Raw genomic sequence first — 20420 nt, 5'->3', positions numbered from 1 at the left:
ACTACGGCCTCAATTCAATGACCGTCTTGCCGATCCTCACGGGGACGCCGAGCTCCACCGGCAAGGCCCGGGTGAGCTGTTGATCGGCCAGGTAGGTGCCGTTGGTGGAACCCAGGTCCTCGATGAACCAGCGGCTGCCTTGCGGAAACAGGCGGGCATGGCGGCCCGACGCGTAGTCGTCTTCCAGGACAAGCGTGGCTTCCTGCGCGCGGCCCAAGAGAATGGGACTGGCTGCGAGGGGAAGCGTGGTGCCCTTCAACGGTCCTTCGGTGACCACGAGGTTCCGGGCATGCTGGATGGCCGGCGGCGGCGACGCAGCCAACTCCGGATGCTTGCGGACCTCACGCGCCGTGGGCGTGCCCGTCACGGCTTTGCGTCCGATCTGGAAGTCGCGGCGCATGGTGGACACGATGCTGAAGATCAAGACCCACAGCAGCAAGAGGAAACCGAAGCGAAGAGCGGTGATGGTCAGTTCGCTGATGTCGTTCACGCGTTGCCACCCGGGTTTTGGGGGAGAAGGCGGAAAATAATCTTGGTACGTCCCATCGTGATGGTTGAGCCGTCTGTGAGTTCCACGCTGCCGTCTACCTTGTGGCCATTGACGTAGCTGCCGTTGGTGGATCCAAGGTCTACGGCCCAGGTGGTGCCGTTTTGCGTACGGACCTCAAGGTGCTTCCGCGAAACACCGGTGTCGTCCACCAGGATGTCTGCTTCCGAGGAGCGGCCCAGCACAACAGACTGGGCGTTGAGGGAGTACCGCTGGCCGCCGATATCCAGGACAGGTTGGAGCCTGGTGGGCTGGCGTGCCGGTGCCGCTGGAAGGTTTGGCCGCGGGGCCTGCGGGGCGGGAGCGCCGCCGTCGGACTTTTCGGTACGGGAGGCGATTTCGAAGTGACCGGCCCGCTCCTCCTCATTCCGGCGGAAGGAGATCCGCACGGGACCCTGCAGCGTGTAGCCCTGGCTGCGCACATGCTGGATAACAACATCGCAGAGTTCCTCGGCGAGGGGCGTGCCCCATTCCTGTGCCCTGGTGAAATCGTCATTGCTGAGGAGGACATCGAAAACGTTGGGGGCGAGGGTGCGTCCCGCCGCAATGGTGATGGACTGGTTGTCCAGTTCGCGCCGCAGTTTGCTCGCGATCTCCACCGGCTCAACACGTGCCCGCGACCCCGTGGAGAAGACGTTGCGGACGGCTTTTTCAATGCCGCGTTCCACTTTGTCCAGCAGACCCATGGTCCTTCTCCTTTCCTCGTCGCGGCACACGCGGTGCCTGGCTCGATAGTCGGTCCATGGTCCCGTCCGTGCACACACTGAAGTGAGCGCCGAACGGCCCTTTCACTTCCCGATACTACTGGGAGTGACTGCGAATGGCCTTAATCCACAACGCCTTGCGACCCGGAAAAGTTCGCCACATGCCCGTCGTGGCGGGCGGGGGCAGGGACTAAATTTCCTCGCTGTTCAGCTGTTGTTGTCTGCCTTTGCGGCCTTGTTCGTGTGTCCCGAAAAGTCGTTCCGGGGTCCTTGCGGCGGCCGATTGGTGTTTTGCCCAAAGTGTCCGTTATGCTTGATCTCGCTGCTTTTGAAGGAAGCGAAGCCGGTTCCCGGTCAAAGTCCTGAAAAAGAAGTTGCGCGCGAGTGGCGGAACGGCAGACGCGCTGGCTTCAGGTGCCAGTATCCGAAAGGGTGTGGGGGTTCAAATCCCCCCTCGCGCACGCAATCTGAAAGAGCCCCGGTCATTGGACCGGGGCTCTTTTGTTTAATTGCGTCGCAGGGGAACCAACCAAGGGACAGATCGCGTCCTTATCAGCGTTCATCAGGACAAGTGCTGTCCCCCAGTTGGGTGTATACAGTCAGGACTGGCGCTTCAGGGCACGTCCCAGGCGGGCCGCGGCCTCTTCCAGTTTCTCCGCGGACACGTCACCGTAGGCCAGGCGCAGGTGGCGCCCGGCGTCGGTGCCAGGTCCGGACGGGAAGAATGAACCCCGCTGGTACTCCACACCCTCGGCACTTGCGTCCGCGGCGAGCTGGTCCGGATCCACCGAGTCGTCACTCAGTCGCGGCCACAAGAAGAGCCCGCCCTCCGGCAAAACGGACTCGAACGCCCCGGGGGCTTCCCGGTCCAACGCCGCCACAAGGGTCTGGGCGCGGTTCCGGTACAGGACGCGTGCCTTATCAAGCGTGGCGTCGAAGATGTCGGGGTCAGACGTCACGAGTTCGCCGATGATCGCCTGGACCAACGTGGAACTGTGCGAGTCCTGCCGGCTCCTGAGGGCCACAAGATCACGGGCCAGATGCCCGGGAGCGACAGTCCAGCCGAGACGGAGGCCGGGGCCCAAAGTCTTGGTGAACGTGTTGATATGGAGCACGTGGTCCGAGTTATTGAACTCCTCCACGCTTTCCTGCTCACCGGCAAAACGGAGCTCGCGATACGGGTTGTCCGCCAGGATCACGAATCCGTAGTGCTCAGCCAATCTCACCAACTCGCGTCGGGCCTCACCCGGGAGGGTTCCCTGTGAGGGGTTGTGGAAGTCCGGCACGGTGTAGAGCGCGGACGGACGGGCACCCCCGCGGAGAAGATCGCTGAGATGGTCTACATCCAAGCCATGCGGCCCCACAAAGACGGGCAGCGTGCGGGCATCGGACAGCTGCAACCCCCTCAGGAACAACGGGAAGATCGGATTGTCCACGGCCACCAGGTCGCCACGTTCCACCACGGACTGGATGGCCAGGGACAAGCCGTGGAAGCCGCCATTGGTGATCAGGATGCGGTCAACGGGCACACCCTCGCGTTCGGCGATCCACTCGCGAAGGGGTGAAATGCCTTCAGTCCGTGAGTACTGAAGGGCGGGAACTCCCGGTTTGGCCAGTACTCGCGCTGTCGCTTCGGCGATCGCAGTGGTGGGAAGGACACTGGGATCCGGGATGCCGCCGAGGAGTTCGATGGCGTCTGCCCGCTTGTCGCGCAGGGTTGCGTCACCGAATCCCTGGGGTGCGGTGAAGGCCTCGATCAGGGCGGGCCGGCGGTTGGTGGTCAGGTTCACGGTCATGCTGGTGCCTCCGCTAGTTGTTTGGCTTCTGTCTGGTCCCGGACAGGCGTGGCCAGCGGGATCGCGTCGAGCAGTGCTTGGGTGTAGGGATGTTGGGGACGCAGGAAGATGTCCTCCACGGGCCCGTCTTCTACCACTTGCCCACGCCTGAGCACGGAAACGGTGTCTGCCACCTGCCGGACCAGTGCGAGGTCATGCGAGACGAACAGGTATGTCAAGCCCAGGTCGCGCTGCAGTTGGGCGAGCAATTCCAGGATTCCCGCCTGGACGCTCACGTCGAGTGCGGACGTGGGTTCGTCCAAAACCACGACGTCGGGACGCACTACCAGTGCGCGGGCGATGGCCACGCGTTGCCGCTGGCCACCGGACAGGTTTGCCGGCCTGCGTGACGCCACGGAGGCGGGAAGGCCAACGGCTTCCAATGCTTCGCGGACCCGTTGGACCCGTTCGGCTTTGGTGCCCAGACCGAACTGCTCCAGGGGTTCCTGGACGATCCTGCTCACCTTCCACGTGGGATCCAAGGAGGTGAACGGGTTCTGGTACACGAGTTGGAGGTGGCGGCGGATCTCGCGGACTTCTGTCCTGGACCTGCCCGACGTCGACTGGCCGGCGACAGCGATCTCTCCGCCGTCCGGTTGCTCCAGCCCGAGAAGCAGCCGGACAGCAGTGGTCTTGCCGGATCCGGATTCACCGACAAGCGCGTGCGTCCGTCCCCGTTCCACGGAGAACGAGACGCCATCCACGGCCACGATGCCCTTCCCGCCGGCGTGGAACCGCTTGGTTACTCCGCGCACATCAATCTGTGCGGGCCCAGCGGGTGACCCTGAAGCGTCAGTCCGGGAGCCGCCGTCGTGCGTTAACCGCTGGTTCCGGTACCTGTCCGGGTGCAGGGCGGGAACGTCCGCCTGGAGGTTGCGTGCATACTCCGTTGCGGGCGCGGCGAAAATTTCGCGCGACGGACCACTTTCCTGGACCGCGCCATCCTTGAGCACCACCAGCGAATCGGCGCGCTCCGCCGCGATGGCGAGATCGTGGGTAATAAGGAGCAGGCTGATGTCCAGTTCGCGGCGGAGCTCGGTCAGCATGTCCAGGATGAGCTTCTGCACCGTGACGTCCAAGGCGGAGGTGGGCTCATCCGCGACGATCAGTGACGGCCGCGGAAGTACCGTCAGCGCAATGAGGACGCGCTGCAACATACCGCCGGACAATTGGTGCGGGTAGGAGTTGTACACGCGGCCGGGATCCGGCAAGCCCACCTGCTCGAGGACCTCCAGGATCTTCGCGCGCCGGACTTCGGGGTCCGTTTCGCCCAGCAGCGCGGCGGCCTCGTGGGCTTGGGCGCCGATGGTCCGCACCGGGTTGAGGGCCGACGCCGGATCCTGCGGGATGAAGCCGAGTTCACGGCCCCGGTAGGGCCGGAACTGCTTCTCCGCAAGGGACAAGAGGTCCTTGCCGTCCAACTCCACCTTCCCGGTGGCGGTGGAGTCGTGCGGGAGCAGCCGGAGGACGGCTTTAGCGATGGTCGACTTTCCGGAGCCCGATTCGCCGATCAGCGCGAGGCTCTCACCTTTGGCGAGCGAAAACCCCACGTCATGAACGACGGCGGCACGGCCGTACGCGATCGACAAACCTTGCACTGTTAAGAGGGAACTCATGTCACTTCGCCTTTCGCAGCCAGCGGCTGATGCGGTTCACGGACAAGACAGTGATGACAATGACCAGGGCCGGCGCGTACACGAGCCATGGAGCCGTGACGTAGGTCTTGCCGGAGGCCACCAACAGGCCCCAGTCCGACGCCGGAGGAGGATCGCCATAGCCAAGGAAAGCCAACGATGCGATGACCAGGATGGATGTGCCGAACTGCAGGACGGCCAACACCAGCACGGAGCGGTACGCGTTGGGGAGGATGTGCCCCAGCAAGGCGTGAAGCCGGTTGCCGCCTTCCAGATAGGACGCTTCGACGTACGTTGCGCCGCGGACGCGCAGCACTTCTGCACGCATCAGTCGGGCGAAAACTGCGACGGCGGACACTCCCGTTGCGATGGCGGCGTTGATGGTCTGGAACCCAAGGGAACTCACGATGACCACAGCCAGAAGGAAGCCCGGGATGGCCAGGAGTACGTCCACGAAGCGGCCGAGGATCGAGTCGACCCAGCCGCCACGGAAACCTGCCGCGAGGCCAATGATGCTGCCAACTACCAAGCCGATCAGGACGGCTACCAAGGCACTCGTGACAGAGGACGCCGTACCGTAGACGACGCGTGCGTACAGGTCACGGCCGAGGTAGTCGGTGCCGAACCAGTGTGCCGTGCTGGGTGCGGCCAACTTGCTTGCGGTGTCGCCCGTAACGGGGCTGTAGTGCGTGAAGAGACCGGGTACCAGGGACCACAGGATCACGAGCAGAACCACGGCGAAGGACAGGAGGACCGTGACGGGCGGGAGGCCGTCCGTCAGCTTCCGCTGCGCAGGTTCTTGGTTGAGTTGGGGGTTGCTGAGCAGGGCGGTCATGCGCTTACCTTCTCCCGGAGTTTGACGCGCGGATCCAGCAACGGCGAGGCCAGGTCCGCCAAGAGGTTGACGGCCACGAACACCACGGCGGAGAGGGAAACCACTGCTTGAAGCACTGGTTGGTCTTCACCCGTCACAGCCTTCTGGACCACGGTGCCGATGCCGTCGCGGCCGAAGATGGTTTCGGTGATGACTGAACCGCCTAGAAGCTCCCCCACGATCAACGCCACCATCGCCACTGACGGCAACGCCGAAGGTTTCACCAGGTGCTTCGCGAAGAGCTTGGCCTCCGTCAGACCGCGGGAACGTGCCACGACGGCGTAGTCCTGGCGGGATTCGTGATCCAGGCTGGCAATCAGGACCTCGGCCAGCGGTGCCGAGACGGGGATTGCCAGGGTGATCGCGGCGAACAGCGTTGCTACCGGACTGTTCGGATCCGTCGTGGTGAAGGAGTGCAGGCGGAACGCGAAGAGCTCGATCAGGATGAGGCCGATCACGAAGTTCGGCACGGAAAGAAACAATGACGGGATGGAACGGACAACCGCGGCCCATTTCCCCGGAAGGTACTGGGCGCCGTAGGCGATGCCCACGGCGAAAACGATCGCGATGACCAAGGCGCTCGACGCCAAAGTCAGGGTGGACGGCAGTGCATCCCCGACGATCTGGGTCACCGGGAGGTTGGACTGCAAGGAAAAGCCGAGTTCGCCCGTCAGGAACCGGCCAAGTGACAGGAGCAACTGCACGATCACCGGCTGATCGAGTCCGTAGTAGGACACGATCCGCTGGATGTCCTCCTCGCTGAGCCCGTGCTGCGGGTCGCGCAGCGAATTGGTGATGGCGTCGCCGGGGAGCACGCTGATTACCAGGAACGTCAGGACGTAGGCGAGGAGGACCACGATGACCGCCTGGCCCACACGGGTGAGGGCAAAGCGCCGGTAGTCGCTGGTCACTGTGAAATCCAGGCGGTGTAGAAGTTCGCGTACGCCAGGCCGTTGTACTGGACGTCCTTGATCTTCGGGTTGATCAGGTACAGACGCTGGACGAGCTGGTTAAGGGGTACAAAGTAACCCTGCTCCAGCACGTACTTCTGCAGTTCGTCCGCCACCTTCTCCCGGGAGGCGCGGTCCGAGGCGGTGGCAATCGCCGTCGAAAGGTCGTTCAGTCTCTGGTCGCTGGTGCCAAGGCTGAACCAGTCCTCACCCTTGTTCTGGCTCGTCAAGACACCGGCGACCGTTCCGACGTCGACGAAGCTTCGCGAGGTCTGGAACAGCGGCGGCTTGCTGGCCTGGATTGCTGCGTAGCCGGCAACGTCCACCACCTTGAGGTTGACCTTGATGCCTACCTTCTTGAGCTGTTGGGCGATGAGCTCGTCCTCGGCCTTGGTGGACGGGACATATGGGTTGGGCGTGAGCGTGAACTCGAGGGTCTTTCCGTCCTTAGTGCGGTAACCGTCGGAGCCCTTGGCCCAGCCGGCGTCGTCCAGGACCTTGTTGGCCTTCTCCGGATCGAACGTGAAGGAGTCGCTGAACTCACCGGCTTCAGGGACGTTGCCCTGGATGAAGGTGGTGGCCGCGTTCCAGTCATCCGTGTAGACGGTCTTGCGGATCTCTTCGCGGTCGATGCCGTGCTGGATGGCCTGGCGGACGGCGAGTTCATTGGTGGGGAAGGCCGTGGTATTCACCTGGAAGCCGTCCACGAAGCCAAGGTAGCGGGGCGTTCCAACCGTGAAGCCCTGGGCCTTCAGCGACTCGATTTCCTGCGGCTCCACGTTGAAGGCAACATCCGCTTGTCCGGACACCACCGTGGAGGTCCGGACGGAGGTGTCCTTGATGACCTTGTAGGTGATGGTGTCCAGTCGGGCCGGGCCGGTGTGGCCGAGTGCCGCAGGGCCCCAGTTGTAGTCCTTTCGCTTCTCCAATACATAGCTGTCGCCCTGCTTCCAGGACTTCACCACGAACGGGCCACTGCCGATTTCCTGGCTGAGGTCCGCCTGCGCCTCCACCGGCAGCGCGAGGGTCTTCGGCGAGAGCAGGATGCAGCCGTGATACGCCAGCGTGGCGATAAACCCGAGCGCGGGAGAGGAGAAGGAAACCTTGACCGTCTTGGGGTCGGCGGCCTCGGCGGAGACGAAATTGGTGGACGGGAACAATCCCACCTTGCTGATGCCGCGTGCCGAATCGCCCTTGGCCCAGGCAGTGAGGTTGGCCACCACCGCGGCGGCATCCAGCGGGCTTCCGTCGGAGAACGTGACGCCCTCCTTCAGGTGCAGGACAAAGTCCTTGGCGCCGTTGAGCTCTTCCCACTTCTCGGCAACCCACGGGCTGAGCTCGCCCTTCTCATTGACGTAGACCAGCTTGTCCGTGATCTGGCCCCAGAGGTTGCCCTCGTAGCTGGAGATGGAGGTCTTGCTGGAGACCCAGCCAGTGTCGTAGCCCTGGATCAGGAAGGTGATGTTGCCGCCTTCCACAGGGGTGCCTCCGTTGGTGCCGGTGCTGGCGGTAGGCCCGCCGCAGGCGGTGATGAGTGCCGAGGTGGACAGGGCGCCGAGGCCAGCGAGGAAGGCCCGCCTGCGGAATTCGGGGGTAGCGAAGGTGTTCATGGTTGCTCCTTGGATGCGTTGGGTACGGCCGTTGGGGTGGCCGGGTTGGATGCTTGGCTAGATGGCTTTGCCGGGGTTCAGAAGTTGCTGGGGGTCAATCGCTGCCTTGATGGCGTGCTGCAACTCGCGGCTGCGCCGGGACAGTTCCAGCGCAGCCCACTCCTTCTTGATGGTCCCCACGCCGTGCTCGCCGGTGACTGTCCCGCCGAGCGAAAGCGCCACCTTCACGAGTTCAGTGGCTGCTTCCAGCAGGGAGGCAGGCGGGTTGGGGCCGTCGTCGGGCGTTTTGTCCAGGGTGATGAGCGGGTGCAGGTTACCGTCGCCGGCGTGCGACACCGCTGAAATGTCGACGCCGAAGCGGGCTTCGAGCGCCGGGAAAGCTGCGTAAACCTTGGCAAGCTGCGACTTGGGCACGGCAATGTCCTCGCCGACGTACCACTTGTCCTGCGGTAGGCCGCGGCCACTGCGCCGCAACTCCCAGAGCCGCACGCCGTCGTCGTCCGCTTCCACGGTGACCCGTCCACCGACAGCACTGAGCGCAGTGGCGAGGTCGGCGGCTTGGTCGCCGATGCCGTACCCGTCCAGTTCGATCAGGATCAGCGCGGCGCCGCGCTCTCGAAGCGCCGTTCCGGAGTGGGCGTCGATATTCGCGAGGCTCGGGGTGTCGAAGAACTCGATCGCGGCCGGGCGGACCGGTGAGAGGGTGATTGCTGCAAGGCCGTCCGTGCCCTCCGCCGTGCTGTCAAAGAAGGCACTCACGGTCTTTCGGGCCACAGGAACGGGACGGAGCCTGACAGTGGCCTTGGTGACGATCCCAAGGATGCCTTCCGAACCGACGAACAGGGACGTCAAGTCCAGCCCGGTGACGCCCTTGATGGAGCGGTGGCCAACCGTGATGAGGCTGCCGTCGGCGAGGACGACGTCGAGCGACAGGATTGATTCGCGGGTCACCCCGTATTTCGCGCAACGGAGCCCGCCGGCGTTGGTGGCGATATTTCCGCCGATGGAGGAAATATCAAAGCTTGCGGGATCGGGTGCGTAGAAAAGGCCGTGGGATTCCAGGTGCCTGTTCAGTTCGGCATTGATAACGCCCGGCTCTACGACGGCAACTTCATCCAGCGGTGAAACTTCGATAATCCGGTTGAGCTTCTCAGTGGAAATGACCACCTGGTTCCTGCTTGCGGTGGCCCCGCCGGACAGGCCGCTGCCGGCGCCCCGGGGGACCACGGTGATGCCGAGTTCCGCTGCCAGCCTCACGGCTTCCTGGACGTCGGCTGCTGTTGCGGGAAGTACGACGGCGGGTCCCGGCGTGTGGCTGTTGCCCGCTGTTTTGGCCGTGGCGGCGTCGTGGCTGTAGCGGCTGGTCTCCAGGCTTGGTTCGAGGGCTTCGATGTTCTTGGGGAGTTGCTCAAGGTACGCCTGGATGGTGGTGGCGTTTTCTGTTTGCTGTGTTGTCATGCCGGTGCGCTTTCTGTCCGGGTGCATGACAAGACAGGAATCCCTGCAACGAAGCACCCAAAGGCTTTTGATGAGTCATCAAAAGTTAGCGGCACTCGGAATTTGGATTCCAGTTTCGTGAAACGTCAATCAATAGTTCTCAATGGGGCGACGTGGGGATTCCCATTTCGTTAAATGAGGTCTTGATGCGGCGAAATATGTCTTTGTTGGACGGAGTAATGCGTCACATGACATTTCGGGCCCAACTGGGTCGCATTTGTGCGCGTTTTGAACGCCCAAAACGCGCACTATTGCGACCCAGTTGGGGGAGTGGGCCGGGAGGTCAGCCGCGCGCGGAAGCCTTGAACCGGCGTCGTGAGTTGCTCAAGTGCAGGCGCATCGCTGCGGCGGCAGCGGCGGGGTCTGCCTCGGCGATGGCCTGGTAGATGGAGGAATGCTCGTGGACCACCTGGGCGAAGCGCTCCGGGGAGTCGGGCTCGTCGCTGGAGACCAAGCGCGGGCGGGGCATGGTGATCATGGTTTGGCCGAGCGCGGAGATGCAGTCCGAATAAAAGGGATTGCCGGAAGCGGCAGCGATTGCCCGATGGAATTCGAAGTCGGCCTTCATGGCGTGTGCGGGGTGGCCGGAGCTCGCAGTGAACTGTTCCAAGGCTCCCTGGACTGCCTTCAATTGGCGTTCCGAGTGATTCCGCGCAGCCAGTGCTGCCGCTTCGGTTTCCACGCCGATGCGGAAATCAAGCATCTGCAGGCGGTCTTCCATGGTGGCTACGGCACGCGCTCCTGGCGCATGGACGGGCCCGTCATCGGGCGGGGTCAGCGCAAAGCTGCCCCGCCCGCGTTCGGTCTCTACGAGGCCCTCGGCCTGCAAACGCGTCAGGGCGGAGCGGACGACAGTCCGGCTCACCCCGTATTCGCTGATGAGGGTGTTCTCGCTGGGGAGCTTTTCACCTGGCTGGATGGCACCGTCCACAATGCGGTTGCGGAGATCGGCGGCGAGGTCCGTAGTCAGGTTGCGGCTCATGGGTTCAAGATTACGCGCCGAATTCCACGGACTCGGTGGTCCAGGCTCGGGCCTGGTCGCTCAGCGTGACGCCGAGCCCGGGGCGGTCCGGGACGATCATACGGCCGTTCTTGGTTTCAAGGCGTTCCTCGAACAGCGGGTCCAGCCAGTCGAAGTGCTCCACCCACGGTTCACGCGGGTAGGCGGCGGCGAGGTGAAGGTGGATTTCCATGGCGAAGTGCGGGGCGAGGCCAAGGCCGCGCTCGTCAGCGAGGGCGGCGAGGCGAAGGAATTGCGTGATGCCGCCGACGCGCGGGGCGTCCGGCTGGATGATGTCGCAACTGTTGGCGTTGATAAGGCCCTTGTGCTCGGCCACGGAGGCGAGCATTTCACCGGTAGCGATGGGGGTGTCCAGGACCTGTGCGAGGTGTGCGTGGCCTTCGAAGTCGTAGGCATCCAGTGGTTCTTCGATCCAGATGAGGTTGAACTCCTCCAACTGGCGGCCCATGCGCAATGCGGTGGCACGGTCCCACTGCTGGTTTGCGTCCACCATGAGGGGCACGTCCCAGCCGATGTGCTCGCGGATCCCGGCCACGCGGCGGAGGTCCTCCTTGGAATCCGGCAGGCCCACCTTGATCTTGATGCCGCCGATACCTTCCTCGATGGATTGCGTTGCGCGCGCTTTGACTTCGTCCAGGGTGGCGTTGAGGAAGCCGCCGGAGGTGTTGTAGGTCTGCACGGAGTCGCGGTAGGAGCCCAGGAGTTTGGCCAGGGGGAGTCCGGCGCGTTTGGCTTTGAGGTCGTAGAGGGCGATGTCGATGGCTGCCAGTGCCTGCGTTGCCACGCCGGACCGTCCAACCGAGGCTCCGGCCCAGAGGAGCTTGGTGTAGATCTTGCCAATGTCGTTGGGGTCCTCGCCGATGATGCCCTCTGCGACCTCCTTGGCGTGCGCGTATTGTGCGGGGCCGCCGGCTCGCTTGGAGTAGCTGAATCCGATGCCGCTGTGGCCCTGTTCCGTGGTGATTTCGGCGAACAGGAACACCACTTCGGTCATCGGCTTCTGCCGGCCGGTGAAGACCTTGGCGTCGCTGATGGGTACGGTCAGGGGCAGTCGGGCTGTGGACAGTTTGACGTGCCGGATGAGGTCTACGGGGCTCAAGGGGTCTCCTAAGTTGTTTTACTTAGGATACAAGTTAGGAACTTGTGCTACAAGAGGATGTGGGACTGTCCCCGTAACAAGCAAGGGGCCGCGACCCGGCGAGGGTCGCGGCCCCTGTATGTAGAGGACTGCTACTTGATCAGCGCTGCGGCCTGTTCCATGAGGTCGCTGGCCGTGGCAACACCGCTCGCTTCGGCGCCCTTGCCGGAAGCCGTAGCCGAGATCAGTACCCCGTCCTTTATGGCGTAGGCCATGTACGTGGTCTGCTTCGAGCCGCTGGCTGAAGACATTTCGGTCTTGTAAGCCACAGTTCCGGGAACCGCGCTGATGCCGTCGAACTTTTCAGTCGAGACATTCATCGATTGACCGGCCATGGAGAGGGTCATTTTCGCGCACTTTTGGGCCTGTGCGCCGCTCTGGTCGATGCTGTCCTGGAGTTTCTGCTTATCGAGTCCGGACGTCAGGGTCACCATGGTCATGACGCCCGATTCAGCATCCAGATCTGCCCCGGCAGCGGTGGTAGAACCTGCCAGTGTCGTGTTGCCGCCCAGCGTCGCGAGGTCCTTGCACTCGGCAGGTTCGATCGTGAACATGCTCAGGAGGGCCTTGATGGGATTCTCCTGCGCGAGTTCCTCGCTGGACGCTACCGTCAATTCCTTACCGGACTTCGGCTTGATCTGCTTGACCAGTCCAATGAGTTCCTCGTTGGTGTACTGCTTGGCAACTGTGGGCGTAGGCGTCGCCGTGGCCTCCGGCGAAGCGGCGTCGGTGGACCCCGTGGACCCACTGCAACCGCTCACGGCCATCATGACCAAGGCCGAAATTCCGACGCTCTGCAGCGCAAACTTCTTCATTTCCAAATCCCCCATTGGGTCGTGCTCTTACTGCCAGGCGATTCCCAGCCGAGATAAGACTATCCGTTCCCCCGAGCCGCTAGGCTTGCCACCATGGCGTTTGGGGGAGCGCGCAGTCAGGGAACTGCGCTTTGGGTGGCAGCAATTGGCTTCGTGGTGGTGGTCGCATACACGGTGGTAGGCGCATTCCAGATCCTTGTTTGGAATCCTTTGGCGGCCGTCCCTGGAATGGCGTTGGCCGACATTTATTCCGCCGTTGATCGGGCCAAGGAGTCCTTGGCGATTCCGCGGGTCCTCGTGTGGAGCGTTGTCGGCATCGCCTTGGGTGCCGCGGTTCTGGTCGCCGCGTTGAGGCGGCCGCTCAGCGTCAGAACCGTTCTGGCACTGGAGTTGCTTGTGCTGATCCTGGGGGCGCCCAGCCATTGGATGGCGTCCTTTCCGGCAGGCATGGGACTTGCAGACACCTTTGCGATCTCGGGTGGTGACTACTCGCCGTGGGGCCGATTGCTTTATGGAGTGAGTGCCCTGTCCTTGATTTCACTGACGACGCTCGCTTTCCGACGGTCGAGGTCGCGCCGGAAGCCTGAGTGAGGCCGGTTCCCGGAAGGCGGGGGTCTGGCTCCACGGGGCAGCGCGAAGGATAATCCTCACCATGGCCGAACAAAGCGCCCCCATGAACGAAACACCCTTCACCCTGCCCGAGTCCATGAACGGCAAAGCGAGCCCCGCGAAGGCGGCGGTCGGCGATAAGCCGGTGTTCAACTACATCGCCAGCCTTCCGGAGCCCCAGCGCGGCATCGCTGAAGCCATCGATGCCTTGGCCGCAAGAACCCTCCCCAACCTGGAACGCTCCGTCAAATGGGGCATGGCCTACTACGGTGTGGGGGACGGCTGGTGCTTCAGCTCCGGAGGGTTCGCGGGGCACGTCAAGCTGATGTTCATCAACGGTGTGAACCTCAATCCCGTGCCTCCCGTGACGCCGGTGGGAATGGGCAAGGCAACGAGGGGTGTGGAGATCGGGACCCTGGACGATCTCGACGAAAACCAGTTGGCGGACTGGATGAAGCAGGTGGCGTCAGTGCCCGGCGTTGGGGGCAAGAAGCACTAGGAAGGCGTAGCAGGAACGTCGGTGGTGACTGCGGCGTCCGGGCTGCGGCGACCACCCTGCTGGGCCGCGGTCCCCGCCAGCACAACCAACGCGATCCCCACCAACTGCATGGGGGTGGGTGCTTGAGCCAGCACCAACACGCCGATCAACACTCCGAAGGCCGGCTCGATCGACAACAGCGTGCCGAAGGCCGTGTGGGTCATCCGCCGCAACGCAAGCATCTCCAGGCCAAAGGCAATCACCGGTGTGACCAGGGCGATGCCGGCCGCCGCAGGGAGCACCCACCACTCGAAGTGGTGGCCAAGGACTTGCGGAAGTCCTACGGGCAGGGTGGCCAGGGCTGCGACGGGAATGGTGAGCGACAGTCCGCTGATCCCGGAAAAGCGGTCGCCAACGTGTTGTGTCAGGACGTTGTACAGGCCCCAGCAGACGCCGGCGGCCAAGGCAAAACCAACGCCGGCGAAGTCGATCGAGGCTGCCCACGGCTCAGTGAGGAGCACTACGCCGATGAGGGCGAGGAGTGGCCAGACCAGCGCCCGGCGATTCTTGCTCATCACCCCGGCCACGGTGAGGGGTCCCAGGAACTCGATGGCGACGGCGGTCCCCAGCGGGATGCGTTCGACGGCGGCGAGGAAGAATGTGGTCATGAAACCGGTCACCACGCCGAGTGCGATCAACGCCGGCAGGTCGCGCCGACGCAGGGAACGAATGGCCGGACGGCTGATGATCCATAAGAACACCACCCCAAAGCACATACGCAACCAAGCTGTACCCGCCGGGCCGACCTGGTCGATGACGGCAACGGAGAGTGCGTTGGAGAATTGAATGGCCAGCATTGCCGCAACCGCCAGGGACCAGGGTGGGGCCGCGGTGAGCGTCCTACGCATGCGGAGCCTCCGTTCGGTGACCCGCCCCTACGCCCGGCTCGTAGACGGCGAGTGAGAACCGGGTGGGTTCACCGGTGGGGTTTGCGTAGGAATGGGCAACGTCACTGCGGAAGGTGAATGCGTCGCCGGCTTTAAGTTCATGGCTTTCGGTCCCGACGGCCACCGTGAGGGAACCCATCTGGACCTGCAGCAGCTCACGAGTGCCGGCTGCGTGGGCCTCACTTTCGTGCCGCTCGCCCGGGGCCAGTGTCCAATCCCAGAGCTCGACGACGTCCGGAGACTCGGTGCCTGCGACCAGTACGCCGCGCCCACCGGAAGGCCCGGTCCACAAAACGGCACCTTCGCCGGCCCGGGTGATTTTCGGTGCGCGTGGAGCGGGAGGCTCCACCAGTGCAGGCAGGCCCACGCCCAGGGCATCGCTGAGTCTCAGCAGGGTTCCGATGCTCGGATTCACCCCGCCCTGCTCAACGTTCACGAGCATTCGCCTGCTCACGCCGGCGGCCGCCGCGAGACGGTCGAGGGTCCAGCCCAGGCCATTTCGCTCTTGCCTGACCCGGATCCCAATGGCGCGCGCCAGTGCTTCTGCTCCATCTTCCACGTAGTGCATCATACTGCACTTTTTTGGCACTAAGAAGCTAGTTGATGATCTCCCCGCCCTTGTCACCCAAGAGGACTTTCAGCCGTTCCCGCCACATCTGCAGTGCCTCGGGAGTCAGCCGTGTCCAGTCGTGGACTTCCGCAACCACCTTGAGTGGAGAGCTGCTGCGATAGGAACGAGTGGGGTTGCCTGGGAACTTTTTATCCGTCACGTTCGGATCGTTTTCGAACGGCCCGGTCGGCTCCACGAGGTACACGTGCGGCGTGCCCTCGCCCCCGGCCAGTTCGACGGCGATCTCCGCGGCCAGTCCGGCGCCGTCACGCAGCGCGGTGAAGTAGATATGGTTCATGACCACATCAGGCCGGTAGTTTGACCGAAAGCCGGCGGAAAGGGTTTCCCCCTCCTGCACTTCGGCTCTTGTGCCGTGATAGAAGGGACCGTCTTCCAAAGGTTGGCTCATGAGCACAAGCCTAGGCACACTAGCCGCGCAGTGCCCCGAAACCCGCAATCAGTGCCTCCAGGCCCAGGCTGAACGCAACATCCGTGGGCCGCTCGTGCCTCTCCATGGCCAGCCGGTCCACAGCCGAGGTGAAGTTCGGGACCTGGTCGGCGAGATTGCCGGCGTCGAAAATGTCTTCCGGCGCGGTGACGTCGTACGCAGCCCCGAAAACAAACGCCTCAAGCGCCACGATCGCGGAGATGATCCGTTCCTCGGGGAAGCCGGCATCGCGGAAGCCCGCAGTCACGGCCTCGTACATGGCCAGCGTCTTGGGCGCATTCGCGACGGGAAGCACGGCAATGACAGGAATCAGGGGAGTGTGCTCGGAGAACACGTCCCGGTAGGACCACGCCCAGCGTCGGACCGCAACGTCCCACGGCTCCACGCCGAATGCTGACACATCCACCATTGCCGCCAGATGGTCCTCGAGCAGCAGCAGCACGTCGTCCTTGGATGAAACGTGGTTATACAGGGCCGACGGGGCAACCCCCAGCGATCGTGCCAACGCCGCCATGGTGAGTCCGTCGTAGCCCTTGGAGCTGATCAACGTGAGCGCCGCCGTCGTGATTCCGTCCTGGTCCAGGACCGCCGCTGTTGGGCGCCCGGCACGCCGCCTTGAGGTGGCGGAGGGGGCTGGTTCGGGTGCGGGCATCGGAGGCCTTTCTGCTGCCTGTGTCACCAGCATTATTCCATCGGGTCTTCACAGCCGCCGACTTTCGGGCTACTCTGGATATAAATGAATGCCATTCATTTATTGGTCAGCCACCAACGGACGGCCACGGAGAGGACATCATGCAGAATCTTGATCGCGACGTTGTGATCGTCGGTGCCGGGCCGTCAGGGTTGACGGCGGCACGCGAACTGAAAAAGGCCGGACTCAGCGTTGCAGTGCTCGAAGCACGCGACCGCGTTGGGGGCCGCACCTGGACCGACACCATCGACGGCGCCATGCTGGAGATCGGCGGCCAGTGGGTTTCGCCGGACCAGACAGCCCTCATGGCGCTGCTGGACGAGCTCGGCTTGAAAATGTACTCGCGCTACCGTGAAGGTGAATCCGTCTACATCGGCGCAGACGGCAACCCCACCCGCTACACCGGCGATACCTTCCCGGTCAGCGAAACCACCAAGGCCGAAATGGACAAGCTTGTAGCCATCCTTGACGGGCTCGCTGCGGAGATCGGGCCCACCGAACCCTGGGCGCACCCCAAGTCCCGCGAACTGGACACCATCTCGTTCCACCACTGGCTCCGCCAGAACTCGAACGATGAAGAAGCCTGCAACAACATTGGCCTCTTCATCGCCGGCGGCATGCTGACCAAGCCCGCCCACGCATTCTCCGCCCTGCAGGCGGTCCTCATGGCGGCTTCGGCCGGCTCGTTCACGCACCTCACGGACGAGGACTTCATCCTGGACAAGCGAGTGATCGGCGGCATGCAGCAGGCCTCGCTGCTCCAGGCAGCTGAGCTGGGCTCCGACGTCGTCCTCAACAGCCCGGTCCGCACCATCAACTGGGACGGCAACAACGTCACCGTGGTTTCCGACGGTGCAACTGTCAACGCGCGTTACGTGATCATGGCCGTACCGCCGAACCTGTACTCGCGCGTTTCCTTCAACCCGCCGTTGCCGCGCCGCCAGCACCAGATGCACCAGCACCAGTCGCTGGGCCTGGTCATCAAGGTGCACGCCGTCTACGAGACGCCGTTCTGGCGTGAAGACGGACTCTCCGGCACGGGCTTCGGCGCCGGTGCCCTGGTCCAGGAGGTCTACGACAACACCAACTACGGCGATGCACGCGGCACCCTGGTGGGCTTCGTGTCAGACGAAAAGGCCGACGCCGTGTTCGAGCTCAGCGCCGAGGACCGCAAGAAGGCCATCCTGGAGTCGATCGCTGGTTTCCTGGGTGACAAGGCCCTGACCCCCGAGGTGTACTACGAGTCCGATTGGGGCTCCGAGGAATGGACCCGGGGCGCCTACGCTTCCAGCTATGACCTTGGCGGCCTGCACCGCTACGGCAAGGACCAGCACGCGAACGTCGGCCCCATCTACTGGTCGTCTTCCGACCTCGCGGCGGAGGGCTACCAGCACGTCGACGGTGCCGTCCGCATGGGCCAGGCAACCGCCGCGCGCATCGTCGAAGCCAACAAGCTGGCTTCGGTGGCCGTCTAGCCGCAGAATCAAGCAACCGGCAGTCCGGGGGAAGTGCCGTCCCCGGACTGCCGGCAGCACTGTTTAAGTATCGAAAGGGCAACCATGCGCTACGTCGTCGGTTACACCGCCAATGCGAGGGGTCGTGACGCAGTCCACCTCGCCATTGCGCTGGCCCGCGGCCAGGACGCCAGCCTGGATCTGGTCCTGGTGGTCCCTGAGGACTCGCCGTTCAACGCGGTCTACCCACCGGAACCCGGCTACGATTCGATTCTCAACGAGCAGGCGAAGCAGTGGCTCGACGAAGGCCTGGCCTTGGTTCCGGACGGCGTCACCGCCCGCGCACACATTCGCCGCGGCGACTCGGAAGCGCAGGCACTGATCGATGCAGCCGTGGAATTCGACGCCGTCGCCCTGGTTATCGGTGCCACCAACAATGGGCTTTTCAAGCGCTTCACTATCGGCTCGGTAGCGAGTTCGCTGCTGCATTCAGCGCCGCTGCCCGTTGCTTTGGCGCCGCACGGCTACCAACGAACGGACGGCATCACTCGACTCAGCTGCGGTTTTGGCACCAGGCCGGGCGCCGATGAACTGCTCGGCGTCGCCGTCGAGTCTGCGCGGGATCGTCGCCTACCGCTCCGTCTCGTCTCCCTGTTGGCGCTCGACGGCGGTAACTCGCCCGGGCTCGCCGACGCCGCCTGGGTGCATGCCGCCGACCGTCTTGCCGCCGTCGGGGGTTCTGCGTCCGATTCCGGGACCGAGCCCGAAATCGTCGTCGCACAAGGCCGCACCATCGAAGAAGCCGTAGACCGGCTCGAGTGGGAGGACGGCGAAATCCTCCTCATCGGCTCCAGCCGCCTGGCGCAACACCGCGCCACCTTCCTGGGCACCACTGCAAACCGCATCCTGCGTGCCTTGCCAGTACCAATGATCGTGGTTCCCCGCGACTACACGCGACAGCGCTCCTAGCACCCGTCGCCTGAGAGGCAATTCCCATGTCAACTGCACCAAAGACGGTCCAGTCGAAAGATTCGGCCCTGAGTGAGAAGGGGCTGAAAGCCGGATCGGTGGGCCTCATCGGCGCCGTCGTGATTGGCGTTTCCTGCATCGCACCCGCGTACACCCTGACCGCAGCACTCGGTCCGACCGTCTCGGAAGTCGGTGTCCACCTGCCCGCGATCTTCCTGGTGGGCTTCATCCCGATGCTGCTTGTGGCGCTCGGCTACCGCGAGCTCAACAACGCCATGCCCGACGCCGGTACTTCCTTTACGTGGGCCACTCGCGCCTTTGGTCCGTGGATCGGCTGGATGGGTGGCTGGGGTCTGATCGCGGCCACGATAATTGTGCTGTCCAACCTCGCGGCAGTTGCCGTGGACTTCTTCTACTTGATGCTGGGGCAGGTGTTCAGCAACCCGTCGCTGGCTGAGCTGAGCAAGATCCTTCCTTTGAACATCGCTACGACGCTGGTCTTTATCGCGGCGGCCTGTTGGATTTCTTACCGGGGCATGGAAACCACCAAGGGCGTGCAGTACGTGTTGGTGGCCTTCCAGTTGCTGGTGCTTGGGTGGTTCGCCGTTTCCGCATTCGCGCACGTGGCCAACGGCACGGCTTTCGACGCCACCGCCATTTCGCCCGACTGGTTCAACCCGTTCGCCGTCGACTCCTTCACCACCTTCACGGCGGGTGTGTCCCTCTCGATCTTCATCTATTGGGGCTGGGACGTCACCCTGACCATGAATGAAGAAACGAAGAATCCGGAGAAAACACCCGGCCGCGCGGCAACTGTGACTGTCTTGGTGATCGTCATTATTTACATGACCGTTGCCCTGGCCACGTTGTCCTTCGCGGGTGTTGGCGATACCGGCCTCGGTGCAGGGAATCCGGAGAACCAGTCGAGCATCTTCGCCGTGTTGGCCGGTCCGGTGATGGGACCGTTCGCGATCCTCATGTCCTTGGCCATCCTGAGCAGCTCGGCAGCATCCCTGCAGTCCACGTTTGTGTCGCCCGCCCGGACCTTGCTGGCGATGGGCCACTACCGCGCCATCTCGCCCCGGTTCGGCAAGATCAGCCCCACGTACAAGTCGCCGAGCACCGCCACGATCGCCGCCGCCATTGCCGCAGCGGCCTTCTACGTGATCACCCGGACCGTCTCTGAGAACGCCCTCTGGGACACCATCACGGCGCTGGGCATGATGATCTGCTTCTACTACGGCATCACTGCGCTGGCCTGTGTTTGGTGCTTCCGTGCAGCCGCCTTCAGCAGTGTCCGGTCGTTCTTCTTCAAGTTCCTGGCACCCCTGCTGGGCGGGGTGATCCTCTTGGTCATGTTCGTGAAAACCGCGATCGACTCGCTGGATCCGGCCTACGGCTCTGGCTCCTCCGTCGGCGGAATCGGCCTGGTGTTCATCCTGGGCATGGGCGTGATCCTGCTGGGCGTGGTGGTCATGCTGGTGATGTACCGGGTGCGTCCCGAGTTCTTCAGGAACTTCTCCCGTACTGGCGCTTCCCGAAGCTAGAACTGAGTTGCGGTGCCCGCTGTGTGCCCTAAAACCACGCGA

General features: G+C 63.6%; 20 protein-coding genes and 1 tRNA gene. 6 read left to right on the top strand and 15 right to left on the bottom strand.

Going from position 1 to position 20420, the window contains the following annotated elements; all coding sequences use genetic code 11:
- Position 1 precedes the first annotated feature (1 nt).
- Positions 2-481 carry an FHA domain-containing protein gene (locus tag ACIQTZ_RS10875; RefSeq protein ID WP_387437643.1) on the bottom strand — a complete coding sequence of 160 codons (480 nt, stop codon included), beginning with the start codon at positions 479-481 and terminating at the stop codon, positions 2-4.
- A 5-nt stretch (positions 482-486) separates the two neighbouring features.
- Positions 487-1233, bottom strand: coding sequence for an FhaA domain-containing protein (locus ACIQTZ_RS10870; RefSeq protein ID WP_397324250.1), 747 nt, complete (start codon positions 1231-1233; stop codon positions 487-489).
- Between the two features lie 396 nt (positions 1234-1629).
- Here ACIQTZ_RS10870 and ACIQTZ_RS10865 point away from each other — a divergent pair.
- Positions 1630-1712 (top strand) — tRNA-Leu (locus tag ACIQTZ_RS10865).
- 138 nt (positions 1713-1850) lie between these two features.
- On the opposite strand, the gene ACIQTZ_RS10860 is transcribed toward ACIQTZ_RS10865, so the two are convergent.
- The 9 genes from ACIQTZ_RS10860 to ACIQTZ_RS10820 all read right to left on the bottom strand — a co-directional run bounded on the left by ACIQTZ_RS10860 (position 1851) and on the right by ACIQTZ_RS10820 (position 12625).
- Positions 1851-3047: a PLP-dependent aminotransferase family protein gene (locus ACIQTZ_RS10860; protein ID WP_402980324.1), complete on the bottom strand. Its 1197-nt coding sequence runs from the start codon at positions 3045-3047 to the stop codon at positions 1851-1853.
- Positions 3044-4702, bottom strand: a complete 1659-nt coding sequence (locus ACIQTZ_RS10855) for an ABC transporter ATP-binding protein (protein ID WP_402980322.1) — start codon at positions 4700-4702, stop codon at positions 3044-3046. Before ACIQTZ_RS10855 ends, ACIQTZ_RS10860 begins: the two co-directional genes overlap by 4 nt.
- A 1-nt stretch (position 4703) precedes the next feature.
- The gene (locus tag ACIQTZ_RS10850) at positions 4704-5555 is read right to left on the bottom strand and encodes an ABC transporter permease (protein ID WP_402980320.1); all 852 of its coding nucleotides are present in this window, start codon (positions 5553-5555) and stop codon (positions 4704-4706) included.
- Positions 5552-6505 carry an ABC transporter permease gene (locus tag ACIQTZ_RS10845; protein ID WP_402980318.1) on the bottom strand — a complete coding sequence of 318 codons (954 nt, stop codon included), beginning with the start codon at positions 6503-6505 and terminating at the stop codon, positions 5552-5554. Before ACIQTZ_RS10845 ends, ACIQTZ_RS10850 begins: the two co-directional genes overlap by 4 nt.
- Positions 6502-8154, bottom strand: a complete 1653-nt coding sequence (locus ACIQTZ_RS10840) for an ABC transporter substrate-binding protein (RefSeq protein WP_402980316.1) — start codon at positions 8152-8154, stop codon at positions 6502-6504. Before ACIQTZ_RS10840 ends, ACIQTZ_RS10845 begins: the two co-directional genes overlap by 4 nt.
- 57 nt (positions 8155-8211) lie before the next feature.
- Positions 8212-9612, bottom strand: a complete 1401-nt coding sequence (locus tag ACIQTZ_RS10835; protein WP_402980313.1) for an FAD-binding oxidoreductase — start codon at positions 9610-9612, stop codon at positions 8212-8214.
- Positions 9613-9934: 322 nt separating this feature from the next.
- The gene (locus ACIQTZ_RS10830) at positions 9935-10633 is read right to left on the bottom strand and encodes a FadR/GntR family transcriptional regulator (protein WP_402949814.1); all 699 of its coding nucleotides are present in this window, start codon (positions 10631-10633) and stop codon (positions 9935-9937) included.
- 10 nt (positions 10634-10643) lie between these two features.
- Positions 10644-11771 carry a mandelate racemase/muconate lactonizing enzyme family protein gene (locus tag ACIQTZ_RS10825; protein ID WP_400334864.1) on the bottom strand — a complete coding sequence of 376 codons (1128 nt, stop codon included), beginning with the start codon at positions 11769-11771 and terminating at the stop codon, positions 10644-10646.
- Between the two features lie 131 nt (positions 11772-11902).
- Complete coding sequence (locus ACIQTZ_RS10820) at positions 11903-12625, bottom strand: hypothetical protein (protein WP_402980310.1); 723 nt, start codon at positions 12623-12625, stop codon at positions 11903-11905.
- Positions 12626-12760: 135 nt separating this feature from the next.
- Here ACIQTZ_RS10820 and ACIQTZ_RS10815 point away from each other — a divergent pair, with 135 nt between their 5' ends.
- Both ACIQTZ_RS10815 and ACIQTZ_RS10810 read left to right on the top strand, forming a co-directional pair.
- On the top strand, positions 12761-13216 hold the full coding sequence (locus ACIQTZ_RS10815; protein WP_402980307.1) for a hypothetical protein: 456 nt from the start codon (positions 12761-12763) through the stop codon (positions 13214-13216).
- Positions 13217-13277: 61 nt separating this feature from the next.
- The gene (locus ACIQTZ_RS10810; protein ID WP_402980304.1) at positions 13278-13733 is read left to right on the top strand and encodes a DUF1801 domain-containing protein; all 456 of its coding nucleotides are present in this window, start codon (positions 13278-13280) and stop codon (positions 13731-13733) included.
- On the opposite strand, the gene ACIQTZ_RS10805 is transcribed toward ACIQTZ_RS10810, so the two are convergent.
- From ACIQTZ_RS10805 to ACIQTZ_RS10790, 4 genes are read right to left on the bottom strand one after another with little or no spacing between them, the layout of a single operon-like run.
- Positions 13730-14620, bottom strand: coding sequence for an EamA family transporter (locus tag ACIQTZ_RS10805; RefSeq protein WP_402949828.1), 891 nt, complete (start codon positions 14618-14620; stop codon positions 13730-13732). The genes ACIQTZ_RS10810 and ACIQTZ_RS10805 overlap by 4 nt on opposite strands.
- Complete coding sequence (locus ACIQTZ_RS10800) at positions 14613-15227, bottom strand: helix-turn-helix domain-containing protein (protein ID WP_402980560.1); 615 nt, start codon at positions 15225-15227, stop codon at positions 14613-14615. Before ACIQTZ_RS10800 ends, ACIQTZ_RS10805 begins: the two co-directional genes overlap by 8 nt.
- Positions 15228-15255: 28 nt before the next feature.
- The gene (gene arr, locus ACIQTZ_RS10795; protein WP_402949834.1) at positions 15256-15678 is read right to left on the bottom strand and encodes an NAD(+)--rifampin ADP-ribosyltransferase; all 423 of its coding nucleotides are present in this window, start codon (positions 15676-15678) and stop codon (positions 15256-15258) included.
- Positions 15679-15697: 19 nt separating this feature from the next.
- On the bottom strand, positions 15698-16402 hold the full coding sequence (locus ACIQTZ_RS10790; RefSeq protein ID WP_402980302.1) for a TetR/AcrR family transcriptional regulator: 705 nt from the start codon (positions 16400-16402) through the stop codon (positions 15698-15700).
- 107 nt (positions 16403-16509) lie between these two features.
- Between ACIQTZ_RS10790 and ACIQTZ_RS10785 the strand changes: the two genes are divergently transcribed.
- The 3 genes from ACIQTZ_RS10785 to ACIQTZ_RS10775 all read left to right on the top strand — a co-directional run bounded on the left by ACIQTZ_RS10785 (position 16510) and on the right by ACIQTZ_RS10775 (position 20378).
- Positions 16510-17883, top strand: a complete 1374-nt coding sequence (locus ACIQTZ_RS10785) for a flavin monoamine oxidase family protein (protein ID WP_402980300.1) — start codon at positions 16510-16512, stop codon at positions 17881-17883.
- Positions 17884-17967: 84 nt separating this feature from the next.
- On the top strand, positions 17968-18831 hold the full coding sequence (locus ACIQTZ_RS10780) for a universal stress protein (protein ID WP_402980298.1): 864 nt from the start codon (positions 17968-17970) through the stop codon (positions 18829-18831).
- 26 nt (positions 18832-18857) lie between these two features.
- Positions 18858-20378: an APC family permease gene (locus tag ACIQTZ_RS10775; RefSeq protein ID WP_402980296.1), complete on the top strand. Its 1521-nt coding sequence runs from the start codon at positions 18858-18860 to the stop codon at positions 20376-20378.
- The last annotated feature ends 42 nt before the right edge of the window (positions 20379-20420 follow it).

This window comes from Paenarthrobacter sp. NPDC090520 (assembly GCF_044769205.1).
GTDB lineage: Bacteria > Actinomycetota > Actinomycetes > Actinomycetales > Micrococcaceae > Arthrobacter.
This window is presented reverse-complemented; position numbering and strand designations above follow the sequence as displayed.